This is a genomic window from Pseudomonas sp. SC3(2021), assembly GCF_019856535.1.
In the GTDB taxonomy this organism is placed as follows: domain Bacteria; phylum Pseudomonadota; class Gammaproteobacteria; order Pseudomonadales; family Pseudomonadaceae; genus Aquipseudomonas; species Aquipseudomonas monsensis.
In genome coordinates this window covers 4,781,438-4,796,192 of the sequence record NZ_CP082236.1, presented here as the reverse complement: position 1 = coordinate 4,796,192, position 14,755 = coordinate 4,781,438, and the positions used below count along the sequence as shown (strand labels likewise).

The window sequence follows — 14,755 nt, the reverse complement described above, 5'->3', positions numbered from 1 at the left end:
TAAAACTCCTGAATGCTTGCACTGCAGGAACTGCCCGCGGCAGCTCCTGCAGAGGGTAGATTTAAAGGTTTCGAGAGATGACCATGCGCTGAATGTCGCTGGTGCCTTCGTAGATCTGGCAGACGCGCACGTCGCGGTAAATGCGCTCCAGCGGGAAGTCGTTGAGGTAACCGTAACCGCCCAGCGTCTGCAACGCCATTGAGCAGACCTTCTCGGCCATTTCCGAGGCGAACAGTTTCGCCATCGAGGCTTCGACCAGTGCTGGCTGGCCGCTGTCACGCAGGGCGGCGGCGTAATGCACCATTTGCCGGGCGACGGCGATCTGCGTGGCCATGTCGGCCAAGCGGAAGGCAACGGCCTGGTGTTCGATGATCGGCTTGCCAAAGGTGTCGCGTTCACGGGCGTAATCGTGCGCCGCTTCGAACGCGGCACGGGCCATGCCCACCGCTTGCGAAGCGATGCCAACGCGCCCGCCTTCAAGGTTGGCCAGGGCAATCTTGTAGCCCTCTCCCTCCTCGCCCAAACGGTTGGTCACCGGCACCTTCACGTCTTCGAAAAGAATCTGGCAGGTGTCGGACGCGTGTTGGCCGAGCTTGTCTTCGACCCGGGCGACTTTATAGCCCGGCGAATCGGTAGGCACGATAAACGCGCTGATTCCGCGTTTGCCGGCGCTCGGGTCGGTCACCGCAAACACGATCACGATCCCGGCGTTCTGCCCGGAGGTGATGAACTGTTTGCAGCCGTTGAGCACATAGTGATCGCCCTCCAGCCGTGCGCGGGTTTTCAGGCTGCTGGCGTCGGAGCCGGCCTGCGGCTCGGTCAAGGCGAAAGCGCCGAGCATGGCGCCGCTGGCCAGAGGTTTGAGGAAACGTTCACGCTGGTCATCGTTGCCGAACTTGAGGATCGGCACGCAACCCACCGAGTTGTGCACGCTCATGATGGTCGAGCAGGCGCCGTCGCCGGCAGCGATTTCTTCCAGGGCCATGGCGTAAGCCAGGTAACCGGTGTCACAGCCGCCCCACTGCTCCGGCACGAGCATGCCGAAAAAGCCCAGTCCGGCCATTTCGCCGATGGCTTCCTTGGGGAAACGGTGCTCGCGATCCCACTCGGCGGCGAACGGTTTCAGGCGTTCCTCGGCAAACTGCCGGGCCATGTCGCGGATCTGGGTTTGGTCTTCGTTGGGAATCATGGTGAATCCTTAATCAGGGTTGCAACACAGAACCCTGTGGGAGCGGGCTTGCCCGCGATGACGGAGTGTCATGTGGCCGATACGTTCACTGACACGGCCCCATCGCGGGCAAGCCCGCTCCCACAGGGACGAGTGTCAACTTCAATAGACGCATTCCAGCGCCATGGCCGTGGCTTCACCACCACCGATGCAGATCGCCGCAATCCCGCGTTTCAGGCCTTTCTGGCGCAGGGCCGAGAGCAAGGTCACCAGAATCCGCGCGCCCGAGGCGCCAATCGGGTGGCCCAGCGCGCAGGCGCCGCCATGCACGTTGAGTTTGTCGTGGGGGATTTCCAGATGGGTCATCGCCGCCATCGCCACCACGGCGAACGCTTCGTTGATTTCAAACAGATCGACCTGATCCAGCGCCCAGCCGGTCTTCTTCACCAGCTTCTTGATCGCACCGATCGGCGCCACCGGGAACAGGCCCGGGGTGTCGGCAAACGCCGCATGACCGTGAATTACCGCCAGCGGCTTGAGGCCAAGCTTCTGCGCTTGCGACTGGCGCATCAGCACCAGAGCCGCCGCGCCGTCAGAGATCGAGCTGGAGTTCGCTGCCGTCACCGTGCCGCCTTCGCGGAACGCCGGTTTCAGCGAGGCAACCTTGTCCAGTTTGGCTTTCGGCGGCTGCTCGTCGTTGCTGATCAGCACCTGCTCTTTACCGACAGTCACCGTCAGCGGCACGATCTCGGCCTTGAAGCTGCCGTCCTTGATCGCCTGCTGGGCGCGAGTAGTCGAGGCAATGGCAAAGGCGTCCTGCGCTTCACGGCTGAAGTCGTTGGTTTCGGCGCAATCTTCGGCGAAGGTGCCCATCAGACGGCCCTTGTCGTAGGCGTCTTCGAGGCCGTCGAGGAACATCGAATCCAGCACCCGGCCATGGCCCATGCGGTAACCAGCGCGGGCGCGGTCCAGCAGGTATGGCGAGTTGGACATGCTTTCCATGCCGCCGGCGATCACCACGTCAGCGCTGCCGGCCAGCAACATGTCGTGAGCCAGAATGGTGGTTTCCATGCCGGAGCCGCACATCTTGTTGACTGTGGTGCAGCGGGTGGATTTGTCCAGCCCGGCACCTAGTGCGGCCTGACGTGCCGGCGCCTGGCCGAGGCCAGCCGGCAACACGCAACCGAACAGCACCTCGTCGACCGCGTCGCTGGCAACTCCGGCGCGTTCAACGGCGGCTTTGATCGCCGCAGCACCGAGTTGCGGGGCGCTGAGGCTTTTCAGTTCGCCCTGGAAACCGCCCATCGGCGTGCGGACGGCGCTGACGATAACAATCGGATCATTGGAAATAGTCATGACAAATCCTCCTTACTTGGCGGCCATGCGCAAGGCGCCGTCGAGACGGATCACCTCACCGTTGAGCATGCTGTTTTCGATGATATGCCGAACCAGCGCAGCGTACTCCGCCGGTTTGCCCAGGCGTGGCGGGAATGGCACGCCGGCAGCGAGGGAGTCGCGGACTTCCGGGGTCATGCCGGCCATCATCGGTGTCTCGAAAATGCCCGGGGCGATGGTCATCACGCGGATGCCGAAGCGCGCCAGTTCACGGGCGGCCGGCAGGGTCAGGCTGGCAATCGCGCCTTTGGAGGCGGAATACGCGGCCTGGCCGATCTGGCCGTCGAACGCGGCCACCGAGGCGGTGTTGATGATCACCCCGCGTTCGCCGTCGGCATTCGCGTCGCTTTCGGCGATAGCCGCCGCGGCCAGACGCAGCATGTTGAAGCTGCCGATCAGGTTGACGTTGATCACCTGGGCAAAACTGGACAGCGCATGCGGGCCGTTCTTGCCGAGGATCTTCTCGCCCCGGACGATGCCGGCGCAGTTGACCAGACCATTGAGACTGCCAAAGGCTTTGACCGTCGCCTGCACCGCTGCTTCGGCAGCGGCCTCGTTGCTGATGTCGGCGACCACGCTTTGCGCGCCGAGGCGCTGGGCCTGGGCGGCAACGGCTTCGGCGTTCATGTCCACCAGCATCACTTTGGCGCCGGCGTTGACCAGCAATTCAGCGGTGGCCGCACCCAGGCCGGACGCGCCGCCGGTGACGATAAAAACCTTGTTCTCGATCTGCATGACTGACTTCCTGATTCAAGCTGAAACGTTGTGCGCCGCGGCCTCTTGAGCCTTGGCGATTTCCTGGTTGCGCAAGATAAAGCGCTGCAATTTGCCGCTTGGGGTTTTCGGCAACTCGCTGACAAATTCGATTTCACGCGGGTATGAATGCGCGGCCAGACGCTTGCGCACGTGTTGCCGCAACTCCTCGGCCAGCGCCGGTTCGGCGCGGTATTGCGGGTTGAGCACGACGAAGGCCTTGACCAGTTCGGTGCGCTCCGGATCGGGCTTGCCGACCACCGCCGCTTCGACCACCGCCGGGTGCTCGATCAGCGCGCTTTCGACATCGAACGGACCGACGCGATAACCAGATGTGGTGATTACGTCATCGCTGCGGCCGACGAAGCTGATGCTGCCGTCCGGGTTCCACTCCACAGTGTCGCCGCTGAGGTAGTAGTTGCCGACGAAGGCCTTGGTCGGCACGCCTTCATAGCCGGCGAACCAGCACATCGGCGATTGCGGGCGGTCGATGGCAAGAATCCCCGGCTGGCCGACGCCGAGTTCGTTGCAGTGCTCGTCGAGCACCACGATGCGATGGCCCGGCGAGGCGAAGCCGGCGGCGCCGAGGTGGATCGGGTGCTCCAGGCCGTGGTGGTTGCACAGGACCATGCCCAGTTCGGTCTGGCCGTAATGGTCGTGAATGACTACGCCGAGGTTGTCGGCGAACCAGCGGATCACTTCCGGGTTCAGCGGCTCGCCGGCGCTGCTGACGATGCGCAGCTTGCCCTTGATCGACTTGGCGAATTCGTTGCCGCCGGCGATCAGCAGACGATAGGCCGTCGGCGAACCGGTGAGGTTGGTGATGTTGTACTTGTTGATCACCCGGCAGGTGCTTTCGAGGGTGAACGGGCCATCATAGAAGGTGATCGGATGCCCCATGGCCATCGGGCCGGTGACGCCGAAATAGATGCCATAGGCCCAGCCCGGATCGGCGACATTCCAGAATGAGTCTTCAGGACGCAGATCCACCGCGTCGCGGGTGTAGCTCTGGAACGCGACGATCGCCTTGAGCGGCACCGATAGGGCTTTCGACGGGCCGGTAGTGCCCGAGGTGAACATCAGCAGGAACGGCTCCTCGCCCGTCAGCAATACCGGCTCACAGACGTTGGAATAGTTGGCCAGTTCGGCCCAGAAACTGAAATCGCCACGGACAATGCCCTGGCCCTTGGCGCCGCCAACGGTGACCACGGTCGGGCAATCGCCGACTTCGGCGAGTTTCGGCCGGTTGGTCGCATCGGTGACCACCACTTTGGCGCCGGAGCTGTTCAGGCGATGTTCGATGGCCTTGGGGCCGAACGCGGTGAACAGCGGCTGATACACCGCACCGATACGCCAGGTGGCGAACACGGTGATCAGCAGTTCGATATTGCGCGGCAGCAGGCCGGCAACCTTGTCGCCCTTCTGCACGCCCTGGGCCAGAAGGAAATTGGCAAAACGTGCGGCTTTGTCCTGCAGGTCACTGAAGGTGTAGGTCGCACTGGCGCCGTCGCGGCCCTCCCAGAACAACGCGATGCGCCCCGGCAAGGCGTGACGGTCGCAGCATTCGACGCAGGCGTTAAGCGCCTCCAGCGAACCGCTGAGTGCGGCGTCCACGGTGTGCTGATAGTTGAACTCTTCGGTGGCAGACAAGTAATCGCGCATTGCCAGAATCCCTCGGTGTTTTTATTAGGTTGGGAACCGTAAACAACACAGGGATAGTCGCGCTGCGGCGCGGACGCGGCAATGGTCAAAGCCATCAAGTTGGCTGACTGGTTTGGCCAAGGATCAAAGTATGTGTTGCCTTGCCAGCGATGAGGTCAGAGCGATCAATGCCTGTGCAGGATCAGAGCGCTTCGTTCAGGATCAAGGTGCGGTAATGCCCCGGATTCGACCCCGACCACTTGCGAAACGCCTTGTAGAACGAACTCGCATCGGCAAATCCCAGCCGCGTGGCGATCTCGACAAAACTGATCGACGGCTCCGCCAGCCAGGTGATCGCCAGTTCCTTGCGCACGCTGTCCTTCAGGCCCTGATAAGTCTGGCCTTCTTCCGACAAGCGTCGGCGCAGGGTCGAGGCAGACATGCACAGTTGCTGCGCCAGGGCCTCGGTTTCCGGCCAGTGTTCGGCGGGCACCTGCCGCAGATTGTGCTTGATCCGGCTGGCAAGGCTCTCCGGGTCGCGATACTTCACCAGGATGTTTGCCGGCGCATGGGCCAGAAAGCGTTTCAGTTCCTCGGCTGTACGCTTGATCGGCAGGTCGAGGCAATCGGCGGCGAAGATCATCCGCGTGCGCGGCCGCTCGAACCGCAGGTTTTCCGAGAACATCACTCGGTAGTCATCGCAAAAGTCCGGTTCGGCGCAACGCAGTTCGATCGCCAGAATCGGAATCCGTCGCCCGGCCAGCCAGCAGGCCACGCCGTGGACGATCATCCAGTAGGTGAAATAGGTGAAGGCGCGGCGCGGTTCGGGGTCGTCTTCGAGCAGCACGACTTCCGCCAGGCTTTGCTGATGCATAAGTTGCGCCGGCATTTTTTCCAGCATCAACGAGAGAAAACTCAGACCCATGCCCAGGCCGGCGGCCAGGGTCGGTTGGGCCATGGCGCTGCGGCACAGAAACTCGAGGCTGCCGGATTTGAGCGGGCGCGGGTCCATGCCGAAGAACTCGTCATCGCCACGCCGGGCCAGCAAGCGCCAGAGTTTTGCGTATTGCGCAGCGGGTACCCGGCCTTCTGCGCTTTGCAGCACGGCCGAGTCGATACCGACCTTGTTCAAGACATCTTCCGTGGCCACGCCCGGGGCACAACTTTGCAGCAGCGCTTCACGCACCAGTTGCACGGCGATGGTGTCTTTTTCCGACATGGAGCGAGGCAAGCCTTGTTGTTTTCGAGGGACGGGCATCTTAACCCAAACACGACTCAGATCCCCTGTGGCAGCGAGCTTGCTCGCGAAAGCGTTGGGTGAGTCACAGAGATGTCGACCGGTCAGCCGCCTTCGCGAGCAAGCCCGCTCCCACAAGGATTTGTGCGTGGCAAAAAACAGGTTGTTCAGCTTGCGTTCAGGTTTATGTCAATCATTGTCATGTGAGAATGGTTGTCATTATGTTACAACTTGTAACCTCTTCGAATGACTTAGTGGACACCGAATGCTCGTTCCCTTTCTGATCATGCTGCGTGAAGGCATCGAAGCCGCGCTGATCGTTGGCATCATCGCCAGCTACCTGCAACAAACCGGTCGTGGCCAGTGGATGCCCGCCGTATGGATCGGCGTATTCCTCGCCGCCGCACTCGCCCTGCTGGTGGGCGGTGGTCTGGAACTGGTCAGTGCCGAGTTCCCGCAAAAGCAGCAGGAACTGTTCGAAGGCGTAGTCGGGCTGGTGGCCGTGGGCATTCTCAGTTCGATGGTGTTCTGGATGCGCAAGGTCGCGCGCTCAATCAAGCATTCGCTGCAAGCCTCGCTGGACCAGGCGCTGACGTCTTCAAGGCACCAGGTGATCGCACTGATCGCCATGGTGTTCTTTGCCGTGGCCCGTGAAGGCCTGGAAACCGTGTTTTTCCTGCTCGCCGTGTTCCAGCAGAGCGAAGGCCCGGGCGCGCCGATCGGCGCCCTGCTCGGGTTGATCCTGGCCATCGTCGTCGGTTTCCTGATCTACAGCGGCAGCATGCGCCTGAACCTGTCGGCGTTCTTCAAGTGGACCGGGCTGTTCATCCTCGTGGTCGCCGCCGGCATCCTCGCCAACTCGGTGCAAGCGCTGCATGAAGCGGGCGTATGGAACCACCTGCAGACCGTGCTCTTCAACTTCAGCGCGACGCTGCCGATGGATGGCCCGCTGGGCTCGGTGCTGGCCGGCATGTTCGGTTATCAGGATGCGCCGACCGTCAGCACCCTCGGCGCGTACCTGATCTATTTGCTGGTGGCGCTGGTGATGTTTTTCCTGCCCGCCGCGCCCTCCGGCACCCAGTCAGCCGGCAAATCGTCTTCCGTTTCCAGCCAATAAGGGCACCCATGTCAAAGCCTAATACTCCTCAGGCCTCGCCTCCTCGCGCCTTGCGCTGGGCGGTGGCCGGTTCGGTGGTCGTGATGATCGCTGCCGGAGGCCTGTTCTACTACGCCTCGAAAATGGCCGCGGCCAAGCGTCAGCACAACCACGACGAAGTGGTGGTCAACATCAACGCCCACAGCTGCGATCCGAACGAGCTGAGCGTACCGGCCGGCCGTGCCAGTTTCCGCATCGTCAACCGCTCCGACCGGGCGGTGGAATGGGAAATCCTCGACGGCGTGCTGGTGATCGAAGAGCGCGAGAACATCGCTCCGGGCCTGAGCCAGGTAATCAACGCCAACCTGCAACCCGGCGACTACGCGATCACTTGCGGGCTGTTGAGCAACCCACGCGGCGTGCTGCACGTAACGCCAACCGCCGCATCGGATGCCGCCGCCAAAGCCAGACCGTCGATGGTGGCTTTCGTGGGGCCGCTGTCGGAGTTTCGCGTGTATCTGGCCAGCCAAAGCAGTGCGCTGATCAAAGCCGTCACGGCGCTGAATCAGGCGATCGCCAGCGGCGACCTGAGTCAGGCGCAGGCGTTGTACCTGCCGGCCCGTGCCGCCTATCAGCGTCTGGCACCGGCGGCGCAACGCCTGGCCGAACTGGACAACAGCATCAACGCCCGCGCCGATTATTTCGAAAAACGCGAGCAGGACCCGGCCTTCGTCGGCTTCCACCGCGTGGAATACGCGCTGTTCCAGCAACGCAGCCTCGACGGATTGAACCCGGTGGCCGAGCGTCTGCTGGGCGACGTCAGCACCCTCAAGCAACAACTGCTGGCCCAGTCACTGCTGCCGGAGCAGTTGGTCAACATCGTGGTGCGCAACCTCAACACCTTGGCTGACGTGCGCGCCGCCAGCGGTGAAGAGGAACGCTACAGCCACGGCGATCTCAACGGCTTCGCCAGCAACCTGGAAACCGCACACAAAGTGGCCGAGCTGCTGCGGCCGATGCTGACGAAATCGGCGCCGGATCTGCTGCCGAAAATTGATGCCGCGCTGAGCGATTTCGACACCGTATTGAACAGCTTCAAGGTCAAGGACGGCTACGCCACTTACGACACCGTCAGCGGCGAACAACGTAAACAGATCGCCGACAAGGCCAGGGCACTTGCCCACGCCCTGGATGGCATTGATCCCGCCCTCGGCCTCTCCGGCCTGTAAGCAGAAGACGAATACCGATGAAAGATTTGCAAAACCTCGATCTGCAACGTCGCCGCCTCCTGATGGGCATGGGTGTCGCCGGTGTCGCACTGGCCGGTTCGGCCCTGAGTTGCCCCGCCATGGCTGCGGCGCCGGCGCAAGTCACCGAAGCGCCGAGCAGCGACAAGACCGAAGACCGCCACGATTTCCATGGCGTGCACCAGACCGGCATCGTCACCCCGCGTCCGGCGTCCGGTATGTTCGTTTCCTTTGACGTACTGGCCAGCGATCGCGAAGACCTCGAGCGGCTGTTCCGCACCCTCAACGAACGCATCGCGTTCCTGATGACGGGCGGCCCGGTGGCGCAGATCGACCCGAAACTGCCGCCGCCGGATTCCGGCATCCTCGGCCCGGTCGTGACCCCGGACAACCTGACCATCACCGTGTCGGTAGGTGACTCGCTGTTCGATGAGCGCTTTGGTCTGGCCGCCGCCAAACCCAAGCGCCTGCAACGCATGGTCGGTTTCCCCAACGATGCGCTGGAGGCCGATTGCTGCCACGGCGACTTGGGCCTGCAGTTCTGCTCGAACACCGCCGACACCAACATTCACGCGCTGCGCGACATCGTCAAGAACCTGCCGGATCTGTTGCTGGTGCGCTGGAAGCAGGAAGGCAGCGTGCCGCCGCAAGCCCCGGCCAAACCGGGAGTGCCGGCCCAATCGGCGCGCAACTTCCTCGGTTTTCGCGACGGCTCGGCCAACCCCGATTCCAACGACGCCAAGGCGATGGACACGATTGTCTGGGTGCAACCGGGCAGCGATGAACCCGCCTGGGCGGCGCATGGCAGCTATCAAGCGGTGCGGATCATCCGCAACTTCGTCGAACGCTGGGACCGCACGCCGCTGCAAGAACAGGAAAGCATCATCGGCCGGGTCAAGACCACGGGCGCACCGATGGGCGCCCGCCACGAAACCGAGGTCCCGGATTACAGCAAAGACCCGGAAGGCAAGCTGACCAAGCTCGACGCGCACATTCGCCTGGCCAACCCGCGCACCGCCGCGAGCCAGGCCAACCTGATCCTGCGCCGGCCGTTCAACTACTCCAACGGCGTGAACAAGAACGGCCAGCTCGACATGGGCCTGCTGTTCATCTGCTACCAGGCCGACCTGGAAAAAGGCTTCATCACCGTACAGACCCGGCTCAACGGCGAACCGCTGGAGGAATACCTCAAACCGGTCGGCGGCGGTTACTTCTTCACCCTGCCGGGTGTCACCGGCGACAAGGACTTCATTGGTCGCTCGCTGCTCAACGCCACCCAACCCAAAACAGCTGCCTAACCATAAAAAACCTCGGAGCCGCTCCATGAAAAAGTCGCCACTCGCGTTACTGCTGACCCTCGGTTTGCTCAACACCCCACTGTCGGCGTTCGCCGCGACCGCGCCGCTGGATCTGGTCGGCCCGGTGTCGGACTACAAGATCTACGTCACCGAGCAGCTGGATGAGCTGGGCAGCCACACCAGACAATTCACCGATGCGGTGAAGAAAGGCGATCTGGCCACCGCGCAAAAGCTCTACGCGCCGACCCGCGTCTACTACGAGTCGATCGAACCGATTGCCGAGCTGTTCAGCGACCTCGATGCGTCCATCGACTCCCGGGTCGACGACCACGAAAAAGGCGTAAAGGCCGAAGACTTCACCGGTTTCCATCGCCTCGAATACTCGCTGTTCTCGGAGAAGAGCACCGAAGGTCTGAGCGCCCTGGCGGACAAACTGGACAGTGATGTGAAAGACCTGCAAACCCGCGTCGCCGGCCTGACCTTCCCGCCGGAAAAAGTCGTCGGTGGTGCCGCCGCGCTGCTCGAAGAAGTCGCCGCGACCAAAATCTCCGGTGAGGAAGACCGCTACAGCCACACCGACCTGTACGACTTCCAGGGCAACATCGACGGTGCGAAGAAAATCGTCGACCTGTTCCGTCCGCAGATCGAGAAACAGGACAAGGCGTTTGTCGCCAAAGTCGACAAGAACTTTGCCACCGTGGACAAGATCCTCGCCAAGTACAAGACCAGGGACGGTGGTTTCGAGACGTATGACAAAGTCAAAGACAACGACCGCAAGGCGCTGGTTGGCCCGGTCAATACCTTGGCGGAAGACCTTTCCACGTTGCGTGGCAAGCTCGGTCTGAACTGATTGATGTAGAGGCTTCAGGGCCCCTCGCGAGCAGGCTCACTCCTCCAGTTGGAATGCATTCCACTGTAGAAGTGAGCCTGCTCGCGATAGCGGTTTCAACCGCCCTGAATAACCTGAAGGTTTACAAAATCCGGTAGAGCAACCGCTCAATCCGCACCCTGCTCACCCGCTTCAAAAACTTCGCCACCGCCGCCGGGTACTCCGGCAAGGTCTCCAGGTTCTGGAAGCTGGCAATTCGCGTGGTGTTGCGGAAAATCTCCTCCAGTTCCTTCGCCCGTGGTGCCAGCCATTCGCCTTGCGGGTCATCAATCAGCAGCGCATTTTCCAGGTCGAGACGGAACGCCCGTGGATTGAGGTTGTTGCCGGTCAGCAAGGTATAACGCTGATCGATCCACATGCCCTTGAGGTGATAGGTATTGTCGCCATCCCGCCACAGGTGCAGGTTCAACTGGCCGCTGTCGATGTTGCGCTGATGCCGCTTGGCAAAGCGGCGCAAGCTGATCTCGTACAGATACGGCAGCGCCGCGATCACCTTGAACGGTTCGCTTGGCGGGATGTAGAAGTCATTGGCGGTTTTGTCGCCGACCACAATGTCGATCTTCACGCCACGGGCCAACGCACGGTTGATCTCGCGAATCACTCCCAGCGGCAGGTTGAAGTACGGCGTACAGATCGTCAGTTGCTGTTGCGCGCTGGCGATCAACTCGAGGATCGCCCGGTTCAGCGGGTTGTTCTTGCCCACGCCGAGTAACGGACTGACCGACAGACCGGTGTGCGCCGTACTGCCGGCTGCAGTGTCGTAAGTCGCGTATTTGAGCCGGCTGCGCAGGTCGCCGATGTCGTTGCGCAGGCTGCGGGTGGTCGGCAGGTTCGGCAGGTCGAGGCGATGCACAGCCTTGGATTCGATCAGCCCGTGTTTGACCAGGTGATGCATCGAGTCCGCCAGTTCGCGGCTGTGCAGCACATGGTAACGGTCGAATCGGTACTTTTCGAACTTGTGCAGGTAGACGTTGTTCAGGCTCGCGCCGCTGTAGACCACGCAATCGTCGATGACAAAGCCCTTCAGATGCAGGACGCCGAACAGCTCGCGGGTTTGCACCGGCACGCCGTACACCGGCACTTCGCTCTGGTGCGTGCGGGTCATGTCCTGATACCACGCCGAATTCCCCGGCTGTTTGCCCGCGCCGATCAGGCCACGCTGAGCCCGCAGCCAGTCGACCACCACGGCAATTTCAAGCTCTGGACGCTTGAGTTTGGCGGCGTGCAAGGCATCGAGAATTTCCTGACCGGCCTCGTCCTGTTGCAGATACAACGCGACGATGTAGATGCGCCGGGTCGCCGTGGCGATTTTCTCCAGCAGGCTACGACGAAACTCGGCGGCGCCGGACAGAATGGTCACGGCCTCGGCGGTCAGCGGGAAGCTGCGCAGTTTGGGCAGCAGAGAACGTTTGAAAAGCAACGGCATAGGGCTCGCAATGGGTCGAATCCGAAGAACCCGAGAGCTTACACCATCACTCGGTTCGGGTCTCGTAAGTGTCTGTAATGAAGCCTTCGCGAGCGAGCTCGCTCCTGCATTTGAAATGCAATCCCCTGTGGGAGCGAGCCTGTTCGCGAAAGCGATCAAAAAACAACACTTGACAAAGGAGAACGATCGTTCTACTGTTAGCCGCATGAACGAAATCACAGACACCTCGACCCGCGACATCATTCTGGATGTCACCGAAAAGCTGATCTACAAGAGTGGCATCGCTGCCACCGGGATGGATCTGCTGGTGAAAACCGCCGGCGTCTCCAGAAAAAGCATCTACCGCTACTTCGCCAACAAGGAGGAGCTGACCGTCGCCGCTTTGCAACGCCGCGATGTGCGCTGGATGCATTGGTACCGAAATGCTGTCGATCAGGCCGAAACCCCGGCCAAGCGCCTGATCAACCTGTTTACCGTACTCAAGGGCTGGTTCGCCTCGGAAGGCTTCCGTGGCTGTGCCTTTATCAACACCAGTGGCGAGACCGGTGATCCTCAGGACCCGGTGCGCCAGGTCGCCAAAGACCACAAACAGAAGCTGCTCGACTACCTGTGCGAGCTGTGTACCGAACATGGCGCCGAAGATCCGCAATTGCTGGCCAGACAACTGCTGATCCTGATTGACGGTGCCATTACCGTAGCGCTTGTGATGGGTGATCACAGTGCCGCTGATAATGCGCAATGCATGGCGCGTAAGTTATTGGACCTGTAACGCCTTAAATAAGCCGGACACGTTGTTTAACTATTAATGAGATCGGGAGACTGAACATGTCTACTGCAGCCCAGGTACGTCCGCCATTACCCCCCTTCAACCGTGAATCGGCGATTGAAAAAGTTCGCCTGGCCGAGGATGGCTGGAACTCCCGCGACCCGGAAAGAGTGTCGCTGGCCTACACCCTCGACACAAAATGGCGCAACCGCGCCGAATTCGCCAATAACCGCGAAGAAGCCAAAGCCTTCCTGACCCGCAAATGGGCCAAGGAACTGGACTATCGCCTGATCAAGGAACTCTGGGCCTACTCGGACACCCGCATCGCCGTGCGCTACGCCTACGAATGGCATGACGACTCCGGCAACTGGTTCCGCTCTTATGGCAATGAAAACTGGGAGTTCGATGAGCATGGCCTGATGTTCCAGCGCTATGCCTGCATCAACGACATGCCGATCAAGGAAAGCGAACGCAAGTTCCACTGGCCGCTGGGCCGACGTCCGGATGATCATCCGGGGCTGTCGGACCTCGGTCTGTAAGTTCACGCAGATCCAATTGCAGGAGTGAGCCTGCTCGCGACAGCGTCTGAACACTCAACCTGAATGTTGACTGACACGCCGCCATCGCGAGCAGGCTCACGCCTGCAGGAGATTTGTTGGATTCAGGCGATGGCGGCCGTCTTTTCGGCTTCAAGCTCGCGCACTAGCGGCAACACCCGCCGGCCGAAATACTCCACCTCCTCCTGAAAGTGCAGAAACCCCGCCAGCACCAGATCCACGCCCACAGCTTTCAACGCCACAATCCGCTCGGCAATCTGCAACGGCGTGCCGATCAGGTTGGTCTTGAAGCCGTCGTTGTATTGCACCAGGTCCTCGAAGGTCGACTTCGCCCAGTTGCCCTCACCTTCCGGCGAGGCCCTGCCTGCCTGCTTTGCGGCGTCACCAAAGGCATTCACCGCTTCCGGATCGGCCTGATCAATGATCTGCGCCAGCACGGCCCGCGCCTCTGCTTCGGTGTCACGTGCAATGACGAAGGCATTGACGCCGATCTTCACCGAGTGATTATTCGCCGCGGCTTTGCCGCGAATGTCATCGACCTGGGCCTTGATCCCTTCGACACTGTTGCCGTTGGTGAAATACCAGTCCGACACCCGCGCCGCCATGTCGCGCGCTGCCCGTGAACTGCCGCCCTGGAAGATCTCCGGACGCCCCAGCGGTTTCGGTTTGAGGCTGTAATGGTCAAACCGGTAGAAATCGCCACGGAAGGTAAAGTTGTCCTCACTCCAGATCCCGCGCAGCGAACGGATAAATTCCTCGGAACGCCGATAGCGCTCGTCGTGTTCCAGCCAGTGCTCGCCAATCGCCTGAAACTCGCCCTTGAACCAGCCACTGACGATGTTCACGGCAATACGGCCATTGGTGAGCTGGTCGATAGTCGCCAGCTGTTTCGCCGCCAGGGCCGGTTGCCACGGCCCCGGCAGAATGGCCGCGATCACCTTGAGTGTGTGGGTGGCGGCCAGCAGCGCGTGACTGAACGCCACCGATTCATGCTGGAACTCAGCGCCATAGCCGGCGGTGAAGCGAATCTGTGTCAGCGCATATTCAAAACCTGCCGCCTCGGCGAGTTGCGCCAGTTTGCGGTTGTAGTCGATGCCCCAGTCGGTACGCTGCTCGATCTTGCTGACCACCAGCCCGCCACTGACGTTCGGTACCCAGTAGGCGAATTTCACCGCGTGCTTGCTCATTGGCGTGTCCTCGGGACATTGGGAAGGTCAAGGTGTCAGAGCAGCAAGCGTGCCAGCGTGCAAATGCCCGTTCTTATTGGGTTTGAGACTGATGG

At 61.4% G+C, this 14,755-nt stretch carries 13 protein-coding genes; 6 read left to right on the top strand and 7 right to left on the bottom strand.

What is annotated here, in order from left to right; translation table 11 throughout:
* Nucleotides 1–61: 61 nt before the first annotated feature.
* The 5 genes from K5Y35_RS21425 to K5Y35_RS21405 all read right to left on the bottom strand — a co-directional run bounded on the left by K5Y35_RS21425 (nt 62) and on the right by K5Y35_RS21405 (nt 6,176).
* On the bottom strand, nt 62–1,189 hold the full coding sequence (locus tag K5Y35_RS21425; protein WP_222832861.1) for an acyl-CoA dehydrogenase: 1,128 nt from the start codon (nt 1,187–1,189) through the stop codon (nt 62–64).
* 141 nt (nt 1,190–1,330) lie between these two features.
* Nucleotides 1,331–2,524, bottom strand: a complete 1,194-nt coding sequence (locus tag K5Y35_RS21420; RefSeq protein ID WP_123468894.1) for an acetyl-CoA C-acyltransferase — start codon at nt 2,522–2,524, stop codon at nt 1,331–1,333.
* Between the two features lie 12 nt (nt 2,525–2,536).
* Complete coding sequence (locus K5Y35_RS21415; protein ID WP_108562077.1) at nt 2,537–3,298, bottom strand: SDR family NAD(P)-dependent oxidoreductase; 762 nt, start codon at nt 3,296–3,298, stop codon at nt 2,537–2,539.
* A 15-nt stretch (nt 3,299–3,313) separates the two neighbouring features.
* A complete protein-coding gene (locus tag K5Y35_RS21410; protein WP_222832860.1) occupies nt 3,314–4,978 on the bottom strand; it encodes an AMP-binding protein in 1,665 nt (554 codons plus the stop codon).
* Nucleotides 4,979–5,159: 181 nt separating this feature from the next.
* Entirely contained in the window at nt 5,160–6,176 is a 1,017-nt protein-coding gene (locus K5Y35_RS21405) for an AraC family transcriptional regulator (protein WP_222832859.1), read from the bottom strand.
* A 283-nt stretch (nt 6,177–6,459) separates the two neighbouring features.
* Here K5Y35_RS21405 and efeU point away from each other — a divergent pair, with 283 nt between their 5' ends.
* From efeU to efeO (K5Y35_RS21385), 4 genes are read left to right on the top strand one after another with little or no spacing between them, the layout of a single operon-like run.
* The gene (efeU, locus tag K5Y35_RS21400) at nt 6,460–7,311 is read left to right on the top strand and encodes an iron uptake transporter permease EfeU (RefSeq protein ID WP_222832858.1); all 852 of its coding nucleotides are present in this window, start codon (nt 6,460–6,462) and stop codon (nt 7,309–7,311) included.
* 8 nt (nt 7,312–7,319) lie between these two features.
* Nucleotides 7,320–8,519: an iron uptake system protein EfeO gene (gene efeO, locus K5Y35_RS21395; protein WP_222832857.1), complete on the top strand. Its 1,200-nt coding sequence runs from the start codon at nt 7,320–7,322 to the stop codon at nt 8,517–8,519.
* 17 nt (nt 8,520–8,536) lie between these two features.
* On the top strand, nt 8,537–9,835 hold the full coding sequence (gene efeB / locus K5Y35_RS21390) for an iron uptake transporter deferrochelatase/peroxidase subunit (RefSeq protein ID WP_123468902.1): 1,299 nt from the start codon (nt 8,537–8,539) through the stop codon (nt 9,833–9,835).
* Nucleotides 9,836–9,860: 25 nt separating this feature from the next.
* Nucleotides 9,861–10,685, top strand: a complete 825-nt coding sequence (efeO, locus tag K5Y35_RS21385; RefSeq protein WP_222832856.1) for an iron uptake system protein EfeO — start codon at nt 9,861–9,863, stop codon at nt 10,683–10,685.
* Between the two features lie 121 nt (nt 10,686–10,806).
* On the opposite strand, the gene pssA is transcribed toward efeO (K5Y35_RS21385), so the two are convergent.
* Nucleotides 10,807–12,150: a CDP-diacylglycerol--serine O-phosphatidyltransferase gene (pssA, locus tag K5Y35_RS21380; RefSeq protein WP_123468905.1), complete on the bottom strand. Its 1,344-nt coding sequence runs from the start codon at nt 12,148–12,150 to the stop codon at nt 10,807–10,809.
* Nucleotides 12,151–12,355: 205 nt separating this feature from the next.
* Between pssA and K5Y35_RS21375 the strand changes: the two genes are divergently transcribed.
* Both K5Y35_RS21375 and K5Y35_RS21370 read left to right on the top strand, forming a co-directional pair.
* On the top strand, nt 12,356–12,919 hold the full coding sequence (locus tag K5Y35_RS21375) for a TetR/AcrR family transcriptional regulator (RefSeq protein WP_128614592.1): 564 nt from the start codon (nt 12,356–12,358) through the stop codon (nt 12,917–12,919).
* A gap of 56 nt (nt 12,920–12,975) precedes the next feature.
* The gene (locus tag K5Y35_RS21370) at nt 12,976–13,455 is read left to right on the top strand and encodes a DUF1348 family protein (RefSeq protein WP_123468908.1); all 480 of its coding nucleotides are present in this window, start codon (nt 12,976–12,978) and stop codon (nt 13,453–13,455) included.
* 122 nt (nt 13,456–13,577) lie between these two features.
* Here the strand turns inward: K5Y35_RS21370 and sfnG are convergent, their stop codons facing one another.
* On the bottom strand, nt 13,578–14,660 hold the full coding sequence (sfnG, locus tag K5Y35_RS21365) for a dimethylsulfone monooxygenase SfnG (protein ID WP_222832855.1): 1,083 nt from the start codon (nt 14,658–14,660) through the stop codon (nt 13,578–13,580).
* Nucleotides 14,661–14,755 lie beyond the last annotated feature (95 nt).

Bases quoted from the DNA above. Each gene is read 5' to 3' on its own strand.
- K5Y35_RS21375 (WP_128614592.1), top strand. From the start codon at position 12,356: ATGAACGAAATCACAGACACCTCGACCCGCGACATCATTCTGGATGTC.
- K5Y35_RS21415 (WP_108562077.1), bottom strand. From the start codon at position 3,298: ATGCAGATCGAGAACAAGGTTTTTATCGTCACCGGCGGCGCGTCCGGC.
- efeO (WP_222832856.1), top strand. From the start codon at position 9,861: ATGAAAAAGTCGCCACTCGCGTTACTGCTGACCCTCGGTTTGCTCAAC.
- K5Y35_RS21370 (WP_123468908.1), top strand. From the start codon at position 12,976: ATGTCTACTGCAGCCCAGGTACGTCCGCCATTACCCCCCTTCAACCGT.
- pssA (WP_123468905.1), bottom strand. From the start codon at position 12,150: ATGCCGTTGCTTTTCAAACGTTCTCTGCTGCCCAAACTGCGCAGCTTC.
- K5Y35_RS21425 (WP_222832861.1), bottom strand. From the start codon at position 1,189: ATGATTCCCAACGAAGACCAAACCCAGATCCGCGACATGGCCCGGCAG.
- K5Y35_RS21410 (WP_222832860.1), bottom strand. From the start codon at position 4,978: ATGCGCGATTACTTGTCTGCCACCGAAGAGTTCAACTATCAGCACACC.
- efeO (WP_222832857.1), top strand. From the start codon at position 7,320: ATGTCAAAGCCTAATACTCCTCAGGCCTCGCCTCCTCGCGCCTTGCGC.
- K5Y35_RS21405 (WP_222832859.1), bottom strand. From the start codon at position 6,176: ATGTCGGAAAAAGACACCATCGCCGTGCAACTGGTGCGTGAAGCGCTG.
- sfnG (WP_222832855.1), bottom strand. From the start codon at position 14,660: ATGAGCAAGCACGCGGTGAAATTCGCCTACTGGGTACCGAACGTCAGT.
- efeU (WP_222832858.1), top strand. From the start codon at position 6,460: ATGCTCGTTCCCTTTCTGATCATGCTGCGTGAAGGCATCGAAGCCGCG.
- K5Y35_RS21420 (WP_123468894.1), bottom strand. From the start codon at position 2,524: ATGACTATTTCCAATGATCCGATTGTTATCGTCAGCGCCGTCCGCACG.
- efeB (WP_123468902.1), top strand. From the start codon at position 8,537: ATGAAAGATTTGCAAAACCTCGATCTGCAACGTCGCCGCCTCCTGATG.